This window comes from Ruegeria sp. CDSC052 (assembly GCF_059610685.1).
This window is the reverse complement of the sequence record NZ_JBXWOB010000002.1, coordinates 1-21,371: the sequence shown is the minus strand read 5'-3', so window position 1 is coordinate 21,371 and position 21,371 is coordinate 1. Positions and strand designations below refer to the sequence as shown.

Below are 21,371 nucleotides of genomic sequence, written 5' to 3'. Positions count from 1 at the left end.
CCAGAAACCCGGGGTCCTCCCCCTGCACCAGAATTTAAAACCCAACGCGCCCCGCGCGCGTCCATGGCATCCATCCCAATCATCGGAGGTGCGCCGTGGTCGTAAGTCGCGCAATCCATTTCCTGTTGGCCTTTTTTCTGTCCTGCCTGATGGCGATCAGCGCACATGCCGACAGCCTTGCCAGCTTTTTGCCAGAACTTGAGCCCGCGGACCTGATCCCCGGCGCCGAGGCATTTGGCCCGATCAGAAAAGACATTCCGGTTGCGCCTATCCTGAAAGGGGGCAAAACGATTGCCTGGGCCTTTCTGACCTCGGATTTCGTGGGCACCACAGGCTATTCCGGCAAACCCATTCACGTCGTTGCAGCGATCGACAATGATGCGGTGCTTACTGGCGTTAAGCTGGTCAAGCATTCGGAACCCATCGTACTGATCGGGATCCCGAACGCGCGCATGGTCGAACTGACCGAAGGCTACGCCGGCCTGGACCTTAGGATTGAGGCTGAAACAGGCGGTGAGGGCCATGACCTCGACATTATCTCGGGCGCGACTGTCACAATCATGGTGATCGACGACAGTCTCGTGCGTGGCGGCATCAAGGTAGCGCGGGCTCTGGGGCTGGGTGGCTTGTCACCGCTGCAGGCCGACGGGCCAAAGCGCGATGTCGATATGGCACAAGACGCCACTTATGACTGGACAACGCTTTCGGGTGACGGCTCGGTCCGACGCCTGACACTGGATGTCGGTCAGGTCAACGCTGCGTTCGAGGCCACCGGCGACCAGCGCGCCATCAGGCGCCGTGAACGGGGCGCGCCCGACGACACCTTCATCGACATGCATCTGGCGTTGGTTTCAGTCCCGTCGATCGGCAAGTCGCTGCTGGGCGAGGCCGAGTATCAAAACCTGACCGAGTGGCTGGGCGAGGGCGAGCAAGCCATCCTGGTGCTGGGTCGTGGCGCCTATAGCTTCAAGGGGTCAGGCTATGTACGTGGCGGAATTTTCGACCGTATTCAGCTGATTCAAGGTGATAATTCGGTACGCTTCTTTGATAAACAGCAAGAGCGTCTGGGCAGAGTTGCGGCCGCCAATGCGCCCAGTTTCACCGAGCTGGATATCTTCAAAATCCCCGCTGAGGCAGAGTTTGATCCGGCCGAACCCTTCCGCCTGCAACTGTTGGTGCAACGCGCCGTCGGTGCGGTTGAAAAGACGTTCCTGACCTTCGATTTGGGCTACAAACTGCCTGAGCAGTACCTGTTGCCAGTCGTAGCCCCCACCGTTGTGGATGACGCCACAGGTGAAGCCGCCGCCAAAGCCGCTCTTTGGAAACGTATCTGGAAGGATCGCACAGTCGAGATTGCCGGTCTGGGCGTCATGCTGCTGATACTGACGGCGACCTTCTTTTTCCAGTTCCATGCCACGATGAACGCGCGGGTCTTTTACTGGTTCCGCATCGGCTATCTGACAATGACCCTGTTCTTCATCGGCTGGTACGCGAATGCCCAGTTGAGCGTGGTGAACCTGATGGCGCTGGCGGGCAGTTTGCGCACGGGTTTCTCATGGGATGCCTTCCTACTGGACCCGCTGGTGTTCATCCAATGGTTCGCCGTGGCAGCCGCCCTGTTGTTCTGGGGACGCGGTGCCTATTGCGGCTGGCTGTGCCCGTTTGGCGCGCTGCAAGAACTGACCAACAAGATCGCGCGGGCTTTTCGCGTGCCGCAATGGACCCTGCCCTGGGGCCTGAATGAACGGCTGTGGCCCGCGAAATACATGATCTTCTTGGGTCTCTTCGGCCTCAGCTTTGTCTCCATCCCGCTGGCCGAGAAGTATGCCGAGATCGAGCCTTTCAAGACCGCGATCATTCTGAAATTCATGCGCGACTGGCCGTTTGTGGTTTTTGCGCTGGCCCTGTTGGGGATCGGCCTGTTCGTTGAGCGGTTCTACTGCCGCTATCTCTGCCCGTTGGGCGGAGCACTGGCGATCCCGGCCCGCATGCGCATGTTCGACTGGCTACGCCGTTACAAGGACTGCGGCACCCCCTGTCAGACCTGTGCCAATGAATGCCCCGTTCAGGCGATCCACCCCACAGGTGAGATCAATCCGAACGAGTGCGTCACCTGCCTGCATTGTCAGGTGCTCTACCAGTCCGAGGACAAATGTCCCGTCGTTATCCGCCAACTGAAACGGCGGGCCAAGACAGGGTCGGTCGATCTCAAGACCCCACTCGGACAACCACCGGCGAACCATCCAAACGCCAAACCGAAAACCGTTTCCTAAAAGGAGGAACGATCATGTCGGAACATGACAACAAACTAACCGTCACACGCCGCGGTATGCTGGGGGCGACCGCCACTGGCGCCGTGCTGGCCGGAACCGGTCTGGGATCAACCCTGATGACCGCAAAACAGGCCAGCGCCGCGGCCAACGCCAATCTCGAACCTGGTGAGTTGGACGAATACTACGGTTTCTGGTCCTCGGGTCAGACCGGTGAGCTGCGCATTCTGGGCTTCCCGTCCATGCGCGAGCTGATGCGGGTGCCGGTGTTCAACCGCTGTTCGGCCACCGGTTGGGGTCAGACCAATGAATCGCTGAAGATCATGACCGATGGCCTGCTGCCGGAAACCAAGGAATTCCTCGCCAAGCGCGGCATGAAAACCTACGATAACGGTGACCTGCACCACCCGCATATGTCGTTCACCGACGGCACCTACGATGGCCGTTACCTGTTCATGAACGACAAGGCCAACACCCGTGTGGCCCGCGTACGCTGCGACGTGATGAAATGCGACAAGATCACCGAAATCCCGAACGCCAAGGCGATCCATGGTCTGCGTCCGCAGAAATTCCCGCGCACTGGTTATGTCTTTGCCAATGGCGAAGATGAAACTCCATTGGTCAATGACGGCACTGTGCTGGACGATCCGTCGCAATACGTGAACATCTTCACCGCGCTGGACGGCGACACCATGGAAGTGGCATGGCAGGTGATCGTGTCGGGCAACCTCGATAACACTGACTGCGACTATCAGGGCAAATACGCCTATTCGACCTCGTACAACTCGGAAATGGGGATGAACCTGGCCGAGATGACCGAGAACGAGATGGACCATGTTGTTGTCTTCAACCTCGCGGAAATCGAAGCGGGTATTGAGGCGGGCGACTATCAGGAACTGAAAGGCGTCAAAGTTCTGGACGGCCGTAAGGGTCAGAACAAGAAATACACCCGTTACATCCCGATCCCGAACTCGCCGCACGGCATCAACACTGCGCCTGACGGCAAGCATGTCTGCATCAATGGTAAACTGTCGCCGACCGTATCGATCATGGACGTCACCAAACTGGACGCTCTGTTCGAAAGTGATGCCGATCCACGGTCCTGCATCGTGGGTGAGCCGCAGCTGGGTCTTGGCCCGCTTCACACTGCTTATGACGGCCAGGGCAACGCGTTTACCACGCTATTCCTGGACAGTCAGATCGTGAAGTGGAACCTCGACAAGGCAATCGAGGCTTACGGCGGCGCCGATGTTGACCCGATCATCTCGAAAGTCGATGTGCATTATCAGCCGGGCCATAACTCGACCACCATGGGTGAAACCAAGGAGGCTGATGGCAAGTGGCTGATTTCGATGAACAAGTTCTCGAAAGACAGGTTCTTGAACACGGGTCCACTTAAGCCTGAGAACGAGCAGCTGATCGATATCTCAACCAACGAGATGAAGGTGGTTCACGACGGGCCGACCTTTGCCGAGCCGCATGACTCGATCATGGTGCGCGCTGACATCGTCAACCCGGTCAACGTCTGGGACCGTAACGACATCACCTGGGAGGACGCCCGCAAACAAGCTGAGGCCGATGGCATCGATCTGGAAGACGGCGCCGAAGAACCAATCCGGGACGGCAACAAGGTGCGGGTCTACATGACTTCGCAGGCCCCGACCTTCAGCCTTGAGAAGTTCACCGTCAAACAGGGTGATGAGGTGACGGTTTACATCACCAACCTGGATGACGTGGACGATGTGACCCACGGCTTCTGCCTGGGCAACTACGGCATCGCGATGGAAGTGGCACCGATGGCGACCGCTTCGGTCACCTTCACTGCCGACCGTCCGGGCGTGCACTGGTTCTATTGTCAGTGGTTCTGTCACGCGCTGCACATGGAAATGCGCGGCCGGATGCTGGTCGAACCGGCGGGGGCATAACCCATGCGATGGTCCCTGCTCATACCGCTCCTGCTCGGCTCGCCCCTTTGGGCGGCGGATTGGGATGTGCCCAACCAGGCGGGGGCCATCAATGAAACACTGGCGCAGGCGGCGGATGGAGACACCCTTCGCCTGAGCCCCGGTGTCTACTCTGAGACATTGGTTCTGGACCGGCCCATCATTATTGACGGGCAGGGGCAGGCCACCATTGACGGACAAGGCGTCGGCAGCGTCATCACCGTGACCGGACCGGGCGTGACCGTACGCGGTCTGACAGTGATTGGTTCGGGCTCGAGCCATGATGGGATCGACAGTGGCATTCAGCTGGTCAAAACGGCCCATGCGCCGGTGATCGAAGGCAATGTGTTGCTGGGCAATCTCTATGGCATCGACATCCACGGCGCCAAGGACAGCGTCGTGCGCGGCAACCGGATCGAAGGGCGTCAGGACAAGCGGATGAATGACCGCGGCAACGGCGTCTATGTCTGGAACGCACCGGGTGCGCGGGTCGAAGACAATGATATCCGGTTCGGGCGCGATGGGATCTTTGTGAACTCGTCCAAGAAGAACACCTTTACTGGAAACCTGTTCCGCGACCTGCGGTTCGCGGTGCACTACATGTATGCCGACGACTCGGTGGTCAGCGATAACGTCTCGATCGGCAATGATCTGGGCTATGCGGTGATGTTCACGACCAATGTCAAAGTCACCGGCAATGTGTCGATTGATGATCGCGAACATGGTGTGATGCTGAACTACGCCAACAAGAGCGTGATTTCCGGGAACGTCGTTAAGGGTGCAAAGGAGAAATGCACCTTCCTGTATAACTCGAACAAGAACGAATTCACCGACAACTGGTTCGAGGGTTGCGGCATCGGCATTCACTTCACTGCTGGGTCAGAACGTAACCGTATCGTCGGCAACGCCTTTGTCGGAAACCGGACTCAGGTGAAATACGTTTCGACCAAGTGGGTCGAGTGGTCTGAAGACGGGCGCGGCAATTACTGGTCCGATTTCGCCGCCTATGATGTGGATGGCAACGGCGTCGCTGATGCCCCTTATCGCCCCAATGACTCGATGGACCATGTGCTGTGGACCCAACCCGCAGCCAAGCTGCTGCTCGGCTCCCCTGCCGTGCAGCTGGTGCGCTGGTCGCAATCAGCCTTCCCGGCACTATTGCCGGGGGGTGTGATGGACAGCAATCCATTGATGCGAGCCCCTGAACCCTCAGCTATGAAAAAGGTGCCTCATGACGGATAAGGCCCTGACGATAAACAACGTCTGTAAGGACCGAGGCAAATCCCGCGTTCTTGACGACATCACCCTGTCTCTTGCCCCTGGTCAGCGCGTGGCGCTACTGGGCCATAACGGCGCCGGCAAATCGACCCTGATCAAATCCATCCTTGGCCTGATCCCGATTGAGGGCGGAGCCATTCGAATCGGAGACGCCACACCCGGCAGCGCACAGGCGCGGCGGGATACGGCGTACTTGCCCGAGGCGGTGTCCTTCCACCCGGCGCTTACGGGCCGGGAACAGCTGACTCTGTTCGCGCAGCTCTCGGGGTCCAAGGCCGATGTACCCGGCCTGCTGGAACGTGTTGGCCTCAGCGACGCGCTGGACCGACGGATCGGGACCTACTCCAAGGGGATGCGGCAACGTCTGGGATTGGCGCAAGTGCTGCTGGGCCAGCCGAAAGTGGCATTGCTGGACGAGCCGACGAGCGGACTGGACCCGATTTCTCGGCAGGATCTGTACGCCATCATCGACGAACTGGCCGCAAAAGGCACCGCCGTCCTGATCGCATCGCATGCCCTGACTGAGGTCGAGGCCCGCACAGACCGGATCGCAATCATGCGCGGGGGCCGGATGGTGGCCGATGACACGTTAAACAACCTTTCGGCGCTGGCGGGTCTGCCAATCCGCATGAAGGTGCGCGCCAGCTCTAACCCTGACGCCTTGGCCGCCAAACTGGGCGGCAGCCGGATCAATGGCGCGTCCGTTGAGTTGCTCTGCACCGTCGACGACAAGATGGAGGCCCTGCGCCGGATCGCCGGATTGGGCGATGCGGTGGCAGATGTGGAAATGACACCTCCCAAGCTGGAAGATCTCTATCGCTACTATGCACAGGAGAAGAGGCCATGACCCGCTTCCTCGCCATCACCCGCACTGAAATGTTGATCTTGCGCCGCAACCGTTGGCTGCTGATGGCGACACTGATCATGGTGTTATTCGCGCTGGCACTTACCTTTGCAGGCAGTGCACCCACAGGCACGCTTGGCGTAGATATGCTGACTGTCTCGGTTGCCTCGATGACGACGTTGTCGGTCTATCTTGCCCCCCTACTGGCACTGATGATTGCCTTTGACGCCATCGCAGGCGATGTGGATCGGGGCAGCTTATCGCTGCTCTTGTCCTATCCCGCCGGGCGCGGAGAAATCCTGTTGGGAAAATTCACCGCCCATTTGTCGGCGCTTGCCTTTGCGATGACCATCGGCTTTGGCACGGCTGGCGCGGTGGCAGCATGGTTCGGTGGCGCCGGTCCAGAAAGCCTGTTGGCTCTGGTCCGTCTTATCCTCACTTCGATCGTGCTGGGCGCCGTGTTTCTGGCATTGGGATACTTGCTGTCCGCCCTGGCAAAGGGGGCCACGGCGGCAGCAGGTCTGTCGGCCGGGCTCTGGCTGGTTTTTGTCGTCCTCTATGATCTGGGCCTGTTGGGGGCCGTCGTCATGGACAAGGGCGGCACCTTCACTCAATCCGTCTTTCCATGGGTGATGGTGGCCAACCCGGCCGACGCTTTCCGTCTGTGGAATATCGCCGCGACCGAGGGCGTCGCGATGGCATCCGGCATGACCGGCGCTGCGCAGGCTCTGCCCGTCTGGGCCGCCCCGTTGTCTTTGCTGATCTGGCCCCTGCTAGGCCTTGCACTTGCCCGGCTCGCGTTCCGAAGGGTCGAGCCATGAAGCGTCTTTTCCTGATTGCTCTACTCGCCCTGACTGCCTGTAGGGAAGAACAGATTGCCGCGCCTGACCCGGTCGATCTGACGCCAGACGCACTCAGCTATTTTTGCCAGATGAATATTGCTGAACATGGCGGTCCAAAAGGACAGATTCACCTCGACGGCTATCCCACACCACTGTTTTTTGCGCAGGTTCGCGACATGGTTGCCTATCTCAAAAGCCCCGAACGCGAGGCAGCCATTGTTGCAATCTATGTCAGCGATATGGGAACCGCCCCAAGCTGGCATCAACCAGGTCAATCCAACTGGATCAATGCCGAAGGTGCGACTTTCGTCGTCGGGGCCAATGTCGCCGGCGGCATGGGCGCGCGCGAGGTCGTGCCCTTTGCAGACCCGACCGACGCGGACAGCTTCATCATCCTGTACGGAGGGTCCGCTTTGCCCCTGACTGACATACCCGACGCCGAAGTGCTTGGCCCCGTCGATCTGGACCTGAAACTGGAGACACCAGCATGAGCCGTTTGTCCCGACGTCGTTTTCTGATCATGTCTGCGGCATGCGCCGCGCTACCGGCGGTCGCATCTGGCGCACCAGTCGCGCATTGGCGTGGCATCGCGCTGGGGGCTAGGGCCAGCCTTGACCTTGTTGGCCTTTCTGAGGCAGAGGCGGCGCCCCTGCTGTCATCAATCGAGGCTGAACTGAACCGGCTGGAAGATATCTTTAGTCTGTACCGATCGCGATCACAGATTTCAGAGCTGAACCGAAGCGGATTGCTGCAGCAACCAGCCCCCGAACTGTTGAATGTACTGAGCCTGTGTTCGACCCTTCACAGTGCATCAGACGGGGCTTTTGACCCCACAATACAACCCGTCTGGAGGGCGATGGCCGCGCGCGCCAGCGCATCTGAATTGACTGCCGCCCAAGAAACTGTCGGCTGGCACCGAGTCCGATATGACGCTGATGCGATCCAGCTGCCGGAGCCCGGTGTCTCAGCCTTGACATTGAACGGTATCGCACAAGGCGCAATCACCGATCGCATTGCGGCGCTGTTACGGTCCTTTGGCTTACGCGATGTTCTGGTTAACATGGGAGAAATCGCGGCAATGGGTCAGCGAGGTGACGGGCAAGACTGGCGGGTCGGCCTTGCTGGTCACAATAATCAAGTCCTCAAGAAGATCACTTTGCGAGAACGCTCAGTAGCCACATCATCGGTTGCAGGCACACTCTTGCCGGGCGACCACGGCCATATCCTGAACCCATTCGGCCCAAGCCCAAGCAACCACACTGTTTCCGTTTCCGCACCCAATGCAGCCTTAGCTGACGGTCTGTCCACAGCTCTTTGCGCCGTCCCAAAGGAATGGACCGGTAGAATTCTGCAGAGTTTTCCATTGGCCAGTTTGGAGTTGAGCGGATAATCCGCAGTCTGTTCCAAGGCAGTCAAATCGGCAAATTGGACCTGTCCGCTGAATCAACTTTACCGGTGGTCAACCTTTCGAGCGCCAGCAGCCTCATACCGAACAGTCATCCGAATTCAGAAACACCCCGGTAGTGCCGGCTCTTGCAACACCAACGGTACCGATTTCGGTGGTTTTAGCGGATTTGCCGACAATCCAGGCACCAATGGTCGATCACGAGAGCAAGCTTCGAACCTATCGCGTCCCGCGAGGATTTCGAAGGGCCGGGTCATTGAGTGCTGGAAACGGAACACCCGACCTTCCGATCACGTTATTTCTTGGCGGATGTGGCGGGTAAAGCCTTCAAAACGTGTAAGCCATCACAAAAAACATCATACGAAGATTTGGTGGCGGAGACGAAGGGATTCGAACCCTCGAGACCCTTCCGGGCCTACTCCCTTAGCAGGGGAGCGCCTTCGACCACTCGGCCACGTCTCCGCTGGCCGGTGTATTCGATAAGCGCCAAGAAATACAAGGGACCTCGTGAAAAAATCTTCAAAAAGTCAAATCCATGATGTCTATGGCTTTCTGGCTTGATCAAAGGCAGCCGCGAAACGTCACCCGCAATGCGTGTCTGCCGGGCCTTCCATAAGGCGATCAGACCCAAGAGACATCGGCTGGGAAAGCGAGCGACGGCCCAACGAAACACTGATTTGAAAAGGGCCCTGTCCGAGACACCGGCAATGTACAAACAGAGAGTTTCCGAAGCTCCGGATCAGCCCAATTAGGTGGGAATTTTCTCCAGCTTCATAGAAAACTTGCCAAACACATAGGCATTAAGGCATATTTGCTTAGATTTTTTACAAATAATACAAAGAAATAAATTCCACGAGGCACAGACCGGGCAGCGGGCGCATTGCGCTCTGGAATAACCTTGGGGAAGGGATAATTAGTTTGGTCTGGTTAAGAGTGTTGTGTGTTTCCTGTTGTGTTTTGATACTGCCGTCGCAGATCCTGGCCAACATTGGTACTGTCGTAAGCGTCAAACAAGGCGCAGAAATTACCCGAGCCGGGAATTCCCGGCCACTGCTTGAAGGCATGGAAGTTGCCTCGGGTGATTCCATATCCACAGACAGCAGAGGGGTAGTTCAGCTGATCTTTGTTGACGAAACGAAGATCGCGATAGGGCCTAATGCAAAGATGGCGCTGGATGTGACCATGTTGCGAAACAAGAAGAAGGCCAAGAATTTTGCCGTTCAGGCCTTGGGTGGAAGCTTTCGTTTCATCTCGGGCAACAGCAGAAAACGTGCCTATTCCATCCAGACCCCCACAGCGACAATGGCTGTGCGTGGGACCATATTCGACATGTGGGTTGTGCCTGGCACCCAAAGCTCGATGCTGGTGCTGGAAGGCACCGTGCAGATGTGCGGCCTGAAAGGCGGCTGCAGATCAACTGGACGTCAATGCAGCCTGTTTGCCACCAGTCAAAAAGGCAAGGTGGGCCGCCCGGCCGATCAGGCACAGTACGACGAAGCAGTGAAAAATGGATTTCCGTTCATTCAGTCACAGGAACGGCTTTTGAGTCCGCTGCGCGTGAATATCGAAGGCTGCGCCGGAGAATCAGCACCAGTGCAGCCCATCGAAAAATCCGACGCTCCCGAGCCCCGCCCAGCGCCCCCGCAGCGGCAAGCGGTGAAGGCTTCGGTAGCATCTGCACCCGTTGAGGCGCCCAGTATAGAAGGCGGTGCAGCGCCGGATACGAAACCGAATAGACCTGTTAACTGAGCATCGGCTGATATGGGTAATCGGTAATGTCGGGCAGTGAAAGCGACCACTGTCTTCGGAGGCAACCGTGACGGTTAAGTCGAAAGAACGGAGCACTCGCCGCAGGGGTTTTCGCCTTGTGGGTTTGTGCCTGATCCTGTTTGGATGCTTTGTCAGGGTCATAGATCCGTTTCCCGTGCGCATGACTCGGCTAATATATTTCGACATCCTTCAGCGGATGGCCCCACGCGATTACACCCCCGACCTGCCTATCCGTGTTGTCGACATAGACGAACAGTCACTAGCCAACTGGGGGCAATGGCCGTGGCCGCGCAATCTCATGGCTCAGATGGTTGAAAACCTCGGCCAAAATGGCGCTGCGGTCATCGCTTTTGACATGCTGTTTGTCGAACCCGACCGCTATTCGCCTGCTCGATTATTGGAAGACCCTGCGTTGGCCGAGGTGCTCTCGGTCGATGAAGACGCCCAAAACCTGGACAACGATGTTTTTTTCGGAGCCGAAATCGCCAAATGGCCGGTTGTTCTGGGTGTAGCGGCCCGTGTGGCCGATGATGGTCAGCCCGTCATATCCAAGGCGGGGATCATCGAGATCGGTGAGTCTCCGACCTCAGGACTCGTCCAGGTTCCGCATTGGACTCCTCCTGCTCCGCCACTTTATTCAGATGCAACAGGCATTGGGGGCGTGAATGTCTCACCACTTGGTGGGACCGGTGTGGTCCGCCGGGTCCCGGTACTTTGGGGGGGACCGGATGGCGCCCTGCCAAGCCTGGGAATTGAGGCCCTTCGGGTGGCCTTGGGGGAAACAGTCCTTTTCGCCGAGGGCGCGTCCGATGAATCCGGTGTCATGCTGGCGCTTGAACTGGGCGATTTTCGATTGCCAACAACTCAGAACGGCGAAGTCTGGATCCGGTACAGGCGAGACCGGCCTGAACTGTATGTTTCTGCCAATGACGTTATGACGAATCCGGATGATCCTGCGCTGCGGTCCCGGATCGAAAACCAGATTATTCTTGTTGGCACCTCTGCGGCGGGTCTGTTTGATATGCACCAGACCTCGCTCGGAGAATCCGTGCCCGGCGTCTCGATCCACGCGCAGTTACTTGAACAAGTCCTAACGGGCGAAATGCTCAGCCGATCCGATGTGACCGCTGCGCTTGAGTTGGTCTCATTCGTCTTACTGGGGTTAGTGGTCGTCGCCGTCATGTCCAGCTTTGGTGCGGTCGCATCCTTCATTGCGGGTGGCGTATCTGCAGCCGTTGTTGTGCTGATCAGCTGGATGGCCTTTCAAAATCAACTCGTATTATTTGACGCAACCTTCCCACTTGCCGGTGGGATGGCGAATTTCGGGCTGTTGGCCGGATATCTATTCATTTCGACCGAGCGCGAGAAAAGAGCGATCCGAAAGATTTTTTCTCACTATGTCGCTCCTGAAATTTTGGATGAAATGGAAGGCTCGGACCATCAGTTGGTCCTTGGTGGAGAAACACAAGAGATCACCGTCATGTTCGCCGACATCCGTGGATTTACCCCGTTATCCGAGTCGGTTTCGGCCACGGAGCTCGTCGCCATTCTGAATGAGCTGTTTTCACAGGTCGGAGATCAGATTTTGCACGAGCGAGGCACAATCGACAAATTCATCGGCGACGCAGTCATGGCGTTCTGGAACGCTCCGCTTCCGGTCGAAAATCATCCCTGTCGCGCTGCACGGGCAGCCTTGATGATGCGCGGTGCATTGGCACAGTTCAATAGGTCCGAAATCATGCGCGAACGGCCACCCATTGCGCTGGCCACTGGCTGCGCGACAGGACAGGCCTGTGTGGGCAATATCGGGTCGCGGCGGCGGTTCAATTATACTGTGATCGGAGATGTGGTGAACGTCGCCGCCAGGATCGAACAAAGCTGCCGACATGTCGACTATGACATCTTGGTTTCGAATTCAGTTTACATTCTAGGCAAACAAGAGTTGGCGATGTTGGAAGCTGGGTTTGTGGACCTGAAAGGAAAAAAGAACCTGGAGCCCGTTTACATATTGATTGGCGATCAGGACATGCTCGACAGCGAGGCATTCCAGAACTTACGCGATGCGCATGCTCAACTTTTGTCGGCCATACGTGCGCGCGAACCGCTGGAGCGCACCGATGAGCTGCGCCAAAACTGCATCGACATTGCCAAAGAAATCGAACCCGGTCTTCTAACCTTTTATCGCGCGCTGTCTGGACGCACGGCGGATTTTCTGTCCGATGTCCAATCAAACAAGCTGTTGTTCAGTCATCACGCCCGTGAAGGACAAAATCTGGCCTAGCGGGCCCAGAGCCATTGCAACTTTCAAGCGAGCATGTGAACCCCATAGAACCGCCCAGAAGCAGGCACGGAAGTTGGGGAACCATATTGCTAAAGCCAAATCATCCATCCTGAACTTGGCTCCTTACTTCTGGCCTGAAGAAACTGGATCAGCACCTTACTGCACCGAGCTGACCATGTTGGGTGCTCATCGTGAAACAGACGCCATTATGGCCTATGTTCCGACTATTCTGACCTTGTTTGGCGCCCGAACGCTTACCGAAGCAATCAAAAATGGCACGTCGCCGAAAACGCGTTTTTCGCCCCCAAACACAGACCAGCCTGCGGTCTCCTGGGCATTTGCGGGGTCGGGCTTCTAAGCAACCTGTCCCGCGAGAAAGGGCTGTACGATTTTCTTGAAACAGCCGGATCTCTGCACTCTCTCGGGGTTGAAGTCGAAATGATCCTGGCCGGACCGGCCCACTGGAGCAAGACCTGACCTCGATCAAAGCCGCCGTCGCCAAAGACGAGATCAGATGGGACGGCCCGCTATATGGCGAAAAAAAGCAGCAATTATATGATGAGATTGACGTGTTTCTGTTTCCAACTCGATATAGTTTCGAAGCTCAACCAACTGTAATCTACGATGCCTTCGCGTCGGACACAGCCGTGACCTCTTTCGCGCGCAGAGCTATCGAAGAACAGGTTCAGGTTTGCATTGCGACCGTCGCCGTCGATCAGAGCTTTCACGAAACCGCCACCCAATTCCCCACGGGTTCCTAAGAAAGGCCGATCACGCGACCAACAGAATGACCACACCATTGGAGCATTTGGGCAAATCTATCTAATGTGAGGCCGCATTAGACGAATAGTAATACGCGATGGCCTGCGTCCTATTCTTAACCGATAGTTTTTCGTAAATGTTTGACAGGTGAAATTTCACGGTATTGGTCGATATCTGAAGCTCTTTGGACAACTCGCGGTTGGACATGCCCTTGGCTAGAGCTTCCAGAATCGCGCGCTCTTTCCGCGACAGGCTGTGGATCGGATTCTGTTGCATCTGGCGGACATCGATGAAGGGAAACACCATCTTGCCAGCAGCCACGTCCGCGCAGGTTTCCAGCAACGCTTCAACTTCACCTGACCGGGATGAGAACCCTGCAGCTCCTGCCTGCATTGCAAGGCGCGGAACATCTCCGACATCATCGCCGTAAATGACAAAACGGGGCGCACCTTCCTGTTCTCGCAAAACCTCGATCAATTTGGCCGCGCCAAGAACCGGCAAGCTCCAGGAGATCACACACACCTGGACCGGAACTCTCATGACCGCGCCCAGGAACCCTTCAGCAGTCGCCGATGTGGCAACCAAAGAGAATCGCGGATCACGTTCAAAAATCTCTGACATGGCCGATAAGACCAGCGGATTGTTGTCGGCAAGCATGACGTCAATCGGTTGTTGTGAAGGCTCTGTCATTGATTTTACATCCAAATCCTCAAGAAACTACCCATTCGTATAGGGCAAAACTTGGTATACTTCGGTATTCTTGCCAATACGGGTAGGTTTTTCCCCATCCCATTAGAAGTCCTAAAGCAGTAGTAAGTTACGTTGCGCGATGACGCAAGCAAGGCTTTCCTGATCCACAACGAGATGTCTGGGCGTGGTTGACCACCCCAACGATCAAGGAGGATCGCAATGACTTTCCAGATTTATCCAACGCTCGAAATCCCCGAGACGCTGGCCGCAGGCCCCGGGCCGGGCAATACAGACGCGCGCGTTCTACAAGCCTTTTCCAGCGCCGGAGTTGCGGATCACATGCAGGGCGACGTTTTGCGCGGCATGATCGAATGCAAGCACATGCTGCGCGAAATCTGGGGCACCACGAACATATACACCTTTGCGGTCGCGGGCACTGGTTGGAGCGCTTTGGACACCATGTTCTCGGCTGTCATGCCCGGTGACAAGGTTGTTGCGTTCAACAACGGGACCTTTTCTGGCATCGATACACTGACCCTTCGGATCAAGGCAGCGACACCGGACGAACATGCTGCCAACCCCTTGGATCCGCAGGCCGCCAGTGTCACGATCATCGACGTGCCGCATGGTCAGTCGGTGACCGGTGACATGGTCGAAGCCGCACTGGCTGAACACAAGCCCAAATGGGCGTTTATGGCACATTGGGAAACGGGATCAGGACGCATCAATGATTTGCGCGGCTTCTCGGATGCCTGCGAACGCCATGGTGCAATGGGACTGATCGACGCCGTTTCGTCTTTGGGTGTCGAAGATTTCCGGGTTGATGATTATCCGGGCATCGCGGGCTGGGCCTCTTGTCCGCAAAAGGGCCTGTGCTGCTTGCCGCTTACCTATGCTCCCGTCAGCTTTACCGATGCATATATCGACAGCCTGAAAGCAACGGGTGCCTACAGCTATGTTCACAATCCCATTTTCGAGGCCCGCCACTGGGGCATCGTCGATGGCCAGGATGTTGAAAAAGGCACATATCACCGAACACATTCGGGCTATGCCGTCGCGGCCTTTCATGAATCGTTACGCCTGACCCTGCAGGAGGGGCTAGCGAAGCGCGCGCATGCCTACAAAACGCACGAGGCCGTGCTGCGCGATGCCGTCATTGCGATGGGCTGCGAGGTCACCTCGGACATGTCCAGCCTTGTGGTGCTGAACCTGCCCGCTGAACTTGCAGGCCGCGAAATGGAGCTGGTGCAGAATTGCCGGGCCCGCGGCTTTGGCATCTGGCCAACCCTCAGCGCCCCTGTTCAGGTCCGCATCGGCATCCTGAACCAACTGAATCATCAGTCGATCGGCCGCATCGTGCATTTGTTTGCCGAAGCAATCCGCGAGATGGGTGGTTCGGTGAATCTCGAAGCGATCGAAGCGCTTCTGGAAAGCCGCTACGGCACATCTATCGCTGCATAAACGGGAGGAAATGCAGATGGATATCCACGAATATCAGGCGAAAGAACTTCTTTCGAATTTCGGCGTCGAGGTCCCTTCGGGGGCCTTGGCCTACAGCCCCGAACAAGCTGCCTATCGTGCACGTGAGCTGGGCGGCGACAAGTGGATTGTAAAGGCACAGGTTCACGCAGGTGGCCGCGGCAAAGCTGGGGGCGTAAAGCTCTGCAATTCGGAAAGCGAAATATACGCAGCCTGTGACGAGATGTTTGGCCGCAAGCTGGTGACGCATCAGACCGGCCCCGATGGCAAAGGCATCTATCGCGTCTACGTCGAATCTGCCGTTCCGATCGATCGGGAAATTTATCTGGGTTTTGTGCTCGACCGCTCAAGCCAACGCGTGATGATCGTCGCCTCGTCCGAGGGCGGAATGGAGATTGAGGATATTTCCGCAGAACGCCCTGATAGCATTGTCCGCTCCATCGTCGAACCTGCGGTAGGTCTGCAGGAGTTTCAGGCGCGCGAGATTGCCTTCAATCTGGGACTGGAGCCCCGTCTGATCCAAAACATGGTCCGCACCCTCCAAGGGTGTTACGCCGCTTTCAACAAGCTGGACGCGACTATGGTTGAAATCAATCCGCTCGTCATCACCGGCGACGATCGCGTGTTGGCGCTGGACGCCAAGATGAGCTTTGACGACAACGCCTTGTTCCGCCACCCGCAGGTCGCGGAGCTTCGCGACAAAAGCCAGGAAGACCCCCGTGAAAGCCGCGCGGCGGATCGTGGCCTGTCTTATGTCGGGCTGGACGGCAATATCGGCTGCATCGTGAATGGTGCCGGTCTGGCCATGGCGACGATGGACACGATCAAGTTGGCCGGGGGAGAGCCTGCAAACTTCCTCGATATCGGAGGCGGCGCGTCACCAGAACGTGTTGCCAAAGCTTTCCGATTGGTACTGTCCGACAAGAACGTCCAAGCGGTTCTGGTCAACATTTTCGCCGGCATCAACCGCTGCGACTGGGTTGCCGAAGGCGTCGTGCAGGCTCTGAAGGAACTGGATATCGACATCCCAGTCATCGTGCGCCTTGCCGGGACGAATGTTGAAGAAGGTCAGAAAATACTCGCCAAGTCCGGCCTGCCGATTATTCGTGCAACAACATTGATGGAAGCTGCCGAACGCGCCGTTGGTGCGTGGCAAAACGATTTGACCCAAAACACCAAGATGAGGGCTGTGTAATGAGCATTCTTCTGGACCGCGACACCCGCGTTATTGTTCAGGGCATCACTGGACGTATGGCGCGCTTTCACACCAAGGATATGTTGGAATACGGCACCAATGTTGTTGGCGGTGTCGTCCCTGGCAAGGGCGGCGAAATCGTAGAAGGCGTGCCTGTCTTCGACACTGTCAAACAGGCGGTCACGGCCACCGGCGCAGAGGCCAGCCTTGTCTTCGTGCCGCCCCCGTTTGCGGCGGATTCGATCATGGAGGCCGCAGATGCCGGTATCCGTTATTGCGTTTGCATAACCGACGGCATCCCGGCGCAGGACATGATCCGCGTCAAACGCTATATGTATCGCTATCCCAAGGACAATCGCATGGTGCTGACCGGCCCGAACTGTGCTGGAACTATCAGCCCTGGCAAGGCGCTGCTGGGGATTATGCCGGGCCATATCTACCTGCCGGGCAATGTCGGCATCATCGGTCGTTCGGGCACGCTGGGCTATGAAGCCGCGGCGCAGCTGAAGGAGCGTGGCATTGGCGTCTCAACCAGCGTCGGTATCGGTGGCGACCCGATCAACGGCTCGTCCTTCCGCGATATCCTTGAGCGGTTCGAACAGGATGAGGACACCGAGGTCATCGCCATGATCGGCGAAATCGGCGGCCCTCAGGAAGCCGAGGCGGCCGAGTATATCCGAGACCACGTCACCAAACCCGTCGTGGCCTATGTCGCCGGTCTGACCGCACCTAAAGGCAGGACCATGGGTCATGCCGGGGCGATCATCTCGGCATTTGGCGAAAGCGCCTCGGAAAAGGTCGAAATCCTATCGGCGGCGGGTGTGACTGTTGCTGAAAACCCTGCGGTAATTGGCGAGACCATCGCCCGCGTCATGGGAGAGGCTGCGTGATGGTCAAACCTTCGGTCCTTGTCACCCGTCGCTGGCCCGCCGCCGTCGAGGCGCAACTGGCCGAAAACTATAACACCGTACTCAACATCGGGGACAAACCATTGTCCCCGGCCGAGATCCGCGATGCGTTGAAACGCTATGACGCGGTTCTGCCCACGGTCACCGACACGCTCAGCGCCGAAGCGCTGGACGTATCTGCAGCGCAAACCAAAATCCTCGCCAATTATGGAGTTGGTTACAGCCATATCTGTGAACCCGCTGCGCGCAGCCTTGGTATGACTGTAACCAATACGCCGGATGTCTTGTCCGAATGCACGGCTGATCTGGCCATGACATTGCTGCTGATGGTAGCCCGCCGCGCCGGCCAAGGCGAACGTGAGCTGCGCGCGGGCGGCTGGACCGGCTGGCGTCCGACCCATCTGGTCGGCACCAAGGTCAGCGGCAAGACTCTGGGCATCATCGGTTTTGGCCGCATCGGTCAGGAAATGGCCCGTCGCGCGCACCATGGGTTCGGCATGAATATTCTTGTCCAGAACCGCAGCACTGTCTCGTCCGAGGTATTGAAACAGTTCAACGCAACTCAGGTCGATACCGTGGACGATCTGCTGCCGCACTGCGATTTCGTCTCACTGCACTGCCCGGGTGGGGCCGCAAACCGGCACCTGATCAACGGGCGCAGAATGGATCTGATGAAGCCCAACGCCTTCCTCATCAACACTGCGCGCGGTGAGGTCGTGGATGAGCACGCGCTTGTGCAGTCGCTGATGTTCGACACGATCGGTGGGGCTGCTTTGGACGTGTTCGATGGCGAACCTCGCATTAGCCCGGATCTGTTGCAATGCGACAACCTGGTGATGCTACCCCATCTGGGTAGCGCCACAAAAGAATCGCGCGAGGCCATGGGCTTTCGCGTACTCGACAATCTGGCCGACTTCTTCGCAGGTCGCACCCCGCGGGACCAGGTGATCTGATGCAAGCGCTGGCCCGCAATATTCCGTCCACCCCGGACCCTTCGGGCTATGCCGAGGAATTGCGCTCGGAACTGCGGGCGTTGTGGCGGAATATTCTGTCGAAGCGGGCGCCGCATGTGGCCACATGGGCCGAAGCCATGCCGTTGCAACCCATCCCTACAGGGCTCGAGGCAACGCCGTATCTGCAAGCCCTATCGATCTGGTTCCAACTGTTACGCATCATTGATGAAAACGCCCATGTCCGGGACCGGCGCCTTACCGAGACCCTAAGCGGCGCGGAAGCGGTCGAAGGCGGGTTTGCCGAGGTATTGTCTGAACTGCAATTAACGGACAGCCAGACAAAAAAACTGACGGCTGACCTATGCGCCGGTCCCACCCTGACCGCGCACCCGACCGAGGCCAAACGGGTCACCGTTTTGGAAATTCACCGGCGGATCTACCGCAATCTTGTCAGTCTTGAAGTGCAACGATGGACCCCGACCGAACGCACCGAATTGCTGAATGGTCTGGAAGGCGAGATTGATCTTTTGTGGCTGACAGGCGAACTTCGCCTGTCGCGCCCAAGCCTGCGCGACGAGATCGAGTGGGGGTTGCAATTCTTCCGGGATGCAATCTTTGACGCCGTCCCGCAGGTCATGGATCGGTTCGATCAGGCCTGCATGCATGTGTTGGGTCAGACTCTAGGCAAAACACCCAACATTCGCTTTCACAGCTGGATTGGCGGCGACCGGGATGGCAATCCGAATGTCACAACCGAGATGACCGCACTGGCCCTGCAACGCGGCCGTGAAACGGTTCAGGATCTTTATCGTCAGGCCATCGATCAAGCTGCAAGCCGGTTGAGCATCAGCGCGCTCATATTGCCGCTTCCTGAGTCAAACCGTGCACGTGTACAAGAAATTATCGACCGGACTCCGGACGACGATCGCAATCGAAACGAACCGTTCCGGCAGGCTCTCAATGCCATTCGCTATCGGCTGACCGATGGCGGCTATGATCACATCTCACAATTCGTAAGCGATCTTGGGGCACTTGATGCGGCTTTGTGCGCGGTCAACGCCGACGTCCTGGCACAGAGGCATATCCGTCCGCTGTGCCGTGCCGCTATGGTTTTCGGGTTCCGAACCACAACCCTGGATATTCGTCAGAATTCAACCGTCACGAATGACGTTCTGACGGAACTTTGGTCACAATCCGGACATGCACCGGAATATGGCACGCCCGACTGGTCTACCCGTCTGCGATCAGAGCTGGCAGATCAAAACCTGCCCTATCAAAACCGCGAGGCGCTGAGCGATCAGGCGCGGGAAATGCTGGCACTTTTAGCGCTTGTTCATAGTGTTCGCTCGGGGCCGGACCCCAAGGCAATTGGGCCATTTATCCTGTCCATGACCCGGTCTGCCGATGATATTCTCGGTGTGTACCTGCTGGCCCGCTATTCCGGTTTCGGGTCCGAGACACTGGATATCTCGGTGGTGCCATTATTCGAAACGATTGCAGATCTTCGCAATGCCCCTGCGATCCTGCTGGACGTTTTGGCAGTACCGCTTGCCCGCCGCAGCCTCAAAACCGATGGAAATGAAATCGAAGTGATGCTGGGGTATTCGGACAGCGGCAAGGATGGCGGGTATTTCTGCTCAACATGGGAGCTGGAGCGCGCCCAACGTCGCATCGTGACGGCACTGGCTTCGCAAGGTTTCAAGGTCACGTTTTTCCATGGACGCGGAGGCTCAGTCAGTCGGGGCGGCGCTCCCACTGGGCGGGCGATTGCTGCTCAGCCCAGCGGAACAATTGCCGGGCGCTTGCGCGTAACTGAACAGGGCGAAGTTGTTTCGACCAGATACGCCAACCGCGGAACAGCCGCGGCCCATCTGGAACTGCTCCTCTCAAGCACGTTGCGTCATACCGCCAATCCCGGCGAAACCCTGGCACGGCCCGAGTTCGACGACGCGCTGGATGCTCTGTCGGAACTGTCACAGACAACCTATGTCTCGCTTTTGAAGATGCCAGGCTTTCTGGACTATTTCCAGCAGGCCAGCCCGGTCGAGGAATTAGCCCGCCTGAAAATAGGATCTCGTCCGGCACGTCGCTTTGGCGCGGCCAGTCTGGATGATCTGCGCGCCATTCCATGGGTTTTTGCCTGGTCGCAGAACCGCCACCTGATCACGGGCTGGTATGGTTTCGGGGCCGCAATGGCCAGCTTCCGCAAATTTCGTGGCGCGCGCGGTGATGAAGTGCTGCAGGATATGTTTCAGCACTCCCGGCTGTTCCGCCTTGCCGTCGATGAGATGGAGAAATCGCTCTATCAAGCGGATATGGGCATCGCCGCACAATACGGCGAACTAGTGCACGATGAGAACACCCGACAAATCGTCTTTCAGTCAATCAAAGCGGAATACGATAGCGCCTGCAGTGCAGTGCAATTTCTGACGGGAGGACAAACTATCGGACACCGTTTCCCTCGCCTGTGCGAGCGGTTTGATCGCAAACGGGCAGAACTGGCCCGCATTCACGCGCTGCAGGTCGAATTGCTGCGACAAGCTCGAACCGAGCCTCAGGCAGGATCGGTTCCTGTTCCCCTCCTGCAATCGATGAACGCTATTTCCGCTGGCCTTGGCTGGACCGGCTAACCCTTTTAGGAGGTTTCAAAGTGAACGCCCCGCAACGCACTCAAGGTTTTTTCACCCAGTCTCTCTCAGCGCGCGACCCAGAGCTGTTCGGCTCGATCACGTCCGAGCTGGGCCGTCAGCG

Annotated in this window: 16 protein-coding genes and 1 tRNA gene; 15 read left to right on the top strand and 2 right to left on the bottom strand. The window is 57.5% G+C overall.

Features of this window, described 5'->3' with window-relative positions; genetic code table 11:
* Positions 1-149 precede the first annotated feature (149 nt).
* The 7 genes from AC2FIM_RS05405 to AC2FIM_RS05375 are packed head-to-tail and all read left to right on the top strand — an operon-like array spanning position 150 to position 8,567.
* A complete protein-coding gene (locus tag AC2FIM_RS05405; protein WP_246097197.1) occupies positions 150-2,273 on the top strand; it encodes a NosR/NirI family protein in 2,124 nt (707 codons plus the stop codon).
* 14 nt (positions 2,274-2,287) lie between these two features.
* A complete protein-coding gene (gene nosZ / locus AC2FIM_RS05400) occupies positions 2,288-4,195 on the top strand; it encodes a TAT-dependent nitrous-oxide reductase (RefSeq protein WP_142635219.1) in 1,908 nt (635 codons plus the stop codon).
* 3 nt (positions 4,196-4,198) lie between these two features.
* Positions 4,199-5,455 (top strand): nitrous oxide reductase family maturation protein NosD, encoded by a 1,257-nt coding sequence (locus AC2FIM_RS05395; RefSeq protein WP_496689133.1) that lies wholly within the window; start codon positions 4,199-4,201, stop codon positions 5,453-5,455.
* The gene (locus AC2FIM_RS05390; RefSeq protein WP_496676758.1) at positions 5,445-6,338 is read left to right on the top strand and encodes an ABC transporter ATP-binding protein; all 894 of its coding nucleotides are present in this window, start codon (positions 5,445-5,447) and stop codon (positions 6,336-6,338) included. The genes AC2FIM_RS05395 and AC2FIM_RS05390 overlap by 11 nt, the downstream gene beginning before the upstream one ends.
* Positions 6,335-7,156 carry an ABC transporter permease gene (locus tag AC2FIM_RS05385; protein WP_271948643.1) on the top strand — a complete coding sequence of 274 codons (822 nt, stop codon included), beginning with the start codon at positions 6,335-6,337 and terminating at the stop codon, positions 7,154-7,156. The genes AC2FIM_RS05390 and AC2FIM_RS05385 overlap by 4 nt, the downstream gene beginning before the upstream one ends.
* A complete protein-coding gene (locus tag AC2FIM_RS05380; protein ID WP_271948645.1) occupies positions 7,153-7,668 on the top strand; it encodes a nitrous oxide reductase accessory protein NosL in 516 nt (171 codons plus the stop codon). Before AC2FIM_RS05385 ends, AC2FIM_RS05380 begins: the two co-directional genes overlap by 4 nt.
* A complete protein-coding gene (locus AC2FIM_RS05375; protein WP_271948647.1) occupies positions 7,665-8,567 on the top strand; it encodes an FAD:protein FMN transferase in 903 nt (300 codons plus the stop codon). The genes AC2FIM_RS05380 and AC2FIM_RS05375 overlap by 4 nt, the downstream gene beginning before the upstream one ends.
* Before the next feature lie 387 nt (positions 8,568-8,954).
* Here AC2FIM_RS05375 and AC2FIM_RS05370 read toward each other — a convergent pair.
* A tRNA-Ser gene (locus tag AC2FIM_RS05370) sits at positions 8,955-9,044 on the bottom strand.
* A 600-nt stretch (positions 9,045-9,644) separates the two neighbouring features.
* On the opposite strand from AC2FIM_RS05370, the gene AC2FIM_RS05365 reads away from it, so the two are divergent.
* From AC2FIM_RS05365 to AC2FIM_RS05355, 3 genes are all read left to right on the top strand, one after another.
* Positions 9,645-10,331: a FecR family protein gene (locus tag AC2FIM_RS05365; RefSeq protein WP_281972630.1), complete on the top strand. Its 687-nt coding sequence runs from the start codon at positions 9,645-9,647 to the stop codon at positions 10,329-10,331.
* Positions 10,332-10,512: 181 nt separating this feature from the next.
* Positions 10,513-12,633, top strand: coding sequence for a CHASE2 domain-containing protein (locus tag AC2FIM_RS05360; RefSeq protein ID WP_142635208.1), 2,121 nt, complete (start codon positions 10,513-10,515; stop codon positions 12,631-12,633).
* Between the two features lie 461 nt (positions 12,634-13,094).
* Positions 13,095-13,394: a glycosyltransferase gene (locus AC2FIM_RS05355; RefSeq protein WP_425595902.1), complete on the top strand. Its 300-nt coding sequence runs from the start codon at positions 13,095-13,097 to the stop codon at positions 13,392-13,394.
* Positions 13,395-13,455: 61 nt separating this feature from the next.
* Here AC2FIM_RS05355 and AC2FIM_RS05350 read toward each other — a convergent pair whose 3' ends face one another.
* A complete protein-coding gene (locus AC2FIM_RS05350) occupies positions 13,456-14,085 on the bottom strand; it encodes a response regulator transcription factor (RefSeq protein WP_246097171.1) in 630 nt (209 codons plus the stop codon).
* A 219-nt stretch (positions 14,086-14,304) separates the two neighbouring features.
* On the opposite strand from AC2FIM_RS05350, the gene AC2FIM_RS05345 reads away from it, so the two are divergent.
* From AC2FIM_RS05345 to AC2FIM_RS05325, 5 genes are read left to right on the top strand one after another with little or no spacing between them, the layout of a single operon-like run.
* Positions 14,305-15,546, top strand: coding sequence for a pyridoxal-phosphate-dependent aminotransferase family protein (locus AC2FIM_RS05345; protein ID WP_496701857.1), 1,242 nt, complete (start codon positions 14,305-14,307; stop codon positions 15,544-15,546).
* A 16-nt stretch (positions 15,547-15,562) separates the two neighbouring features.
* Entirely contained in the window at positions 15,563-16,759 is a 1,197-nt protein-coding gene (locus AC2FIM_RS05340; RefSeq protein WP_496676769.1) for a malate--CoA ligase subunit beta, read from the top strand.
* Positions 16,759-17,649: a succinate--CoA ligase subunit alpha gene (gene sucD / locus AC2FIM_RS05335; protein ID WP_281972634.1), complete on the top strand. Its 891-nt coding sequence runs from the start codon at positions 16,759-16,761 to the stop codon at positions 17,647-17,649. Before AC2FIM_RS05340 ends, sucD begins: the two co-directional genes overlap by 1 nt.
* On the top strand, positions 17,649-18,620 hold the full coding sequence (locus AC2FIM_RS05330; RefSeq protein ID WP_281972635.1) for a 2-hydroxyacid dehydrogenase: 972 nt from the start codon (positions 17,649-17,651) through the stop codon (positions 18,618-18,620). The genes sucD and AC2FIM_RS05330 overlap by 1 nt, the downstream gene beginning before the upstream one ends.
* Complete coding sequence (locus AC2FIM_RS05325) at positions 18,620-21,250, top strand: phosphoenolpyruvate carboxylase (protein WP_271948656.1); 2,631 nt, start codon at positions 18,620-18,622, stop codon at positions 21,248-21,250. The genes AC2FIM_RS05330 and AC2FIM_RS05325 overlap by 1 nt, the downstream gene beginning before the upstream one ends.
* Positions 21,251-21,371 lie beyond the last annotated feature (121 nt).

Bases quoted from the DNA above. Each gene is read 5' to 3' on its own strand.
- AC2FIM_RS05405 (WP_246097197.1), top strand. From the start codon at position 150: ATGGCGATCAGCGCACATGCCGACAGCCTTGCCAGCTTTTTGCCAGAA.
- nosZ (WP_142635219.1), top strand. From the start codon at position 2,288: ATGTCGGAACATGACAACAAACTAACCGTCACACGCCGCGGTATGCTG.
- AC2FIM_RS05395 (WP_496689133.1), top strand. From the start codon at position 4,199: ATGCGATGGTCCCTGCTCATACCGCTCCTGCTCGGCTCGCCCCTTTGG.
- AC2FIM_RS05390 (WP_496676758.1), top strand. From the start codon at position 5,445: ATGACGGATAAGGCCCTGACGATAAACAACGTCTGTAAGGACCGAGGC.
- AC2FIM_RS05385 (WP_271948643.1), top strand. From the start codon at position 6,335: ATGACCCGCTTCCTCGCCATCACCCGCACTGAAATGTTGATCTTGCGC.
- AC2FIM_RS05380 (WP_271948645.1), top strand. From the start codon at position 7,153: ATGAAGCGTCTTTTCCTGATTGCTCTACTCGCCCTGACTGCCTGTAGG.
- AC2FIM_RS05375 (WP_271948647.1), top strand. From the start codon at position 7,665: ATGAGCCGTTTGTCCCGACGTCGTTTTCTGATCATGTCTGCGGCATGC.
- AC2FIM_RS05365 (WP_281972630.1), top strand. From the start codon at position 9,645: ATGGAAGTTGCCTCGGGTGATTCCATATCCACAGACAGCAGAGGGGTA.
- AC2FIM_RS05360 (WP_142635208.1), top strand. From the start codon at position 10,513: ATGACTCGGCTAATATATTTCGACATCCTTCAGCGGATGGCCCCACGC.
- AC2FIM_RS05350 (WP_246097171.1), bottom strand. From the start codon at position 14,085: ATGACAGAGCCTTCACAACAACCGATTGACGTCATGCTTGCCGACAAC.
- AC2FIM_RS05345 (WP_496701857.1), top strand. From the start codon at position 14,305: ATGACTTTCCAGATTTATCCAACGCTCGAAATCCCCGAGACGCTGGCC.
- AC2FIM_RS05340 (WP_496676769.1), top strand. From the start codon at position 15,563: ATGGATATCCACGAATATCAGGCGAAAGAACTTCTTTCGAATTTCGGC.
- sucD (WP_281972634.1), top strand. From the start codon at position 16,759: ATGAGCATTCTTCTGGACCGCGACACCCGCGTTATTGTTCAGGGCATC.
- AC2FIM_RS05330 (WP_281972635.1), top strand. From the start codon at position 17,649: ATGGTCAAACCTTCGGTCCTTGTCACCCGTCGCTGGCCCGCCGCCGTC.
- AC2FIM_RS05325 (WP_271948656.1), top strand. From the start codon at position 18,620: ATGCAAGCGCTGGCCCGCAATATTCCGTCCACCCCGGACCCTTCGGGC.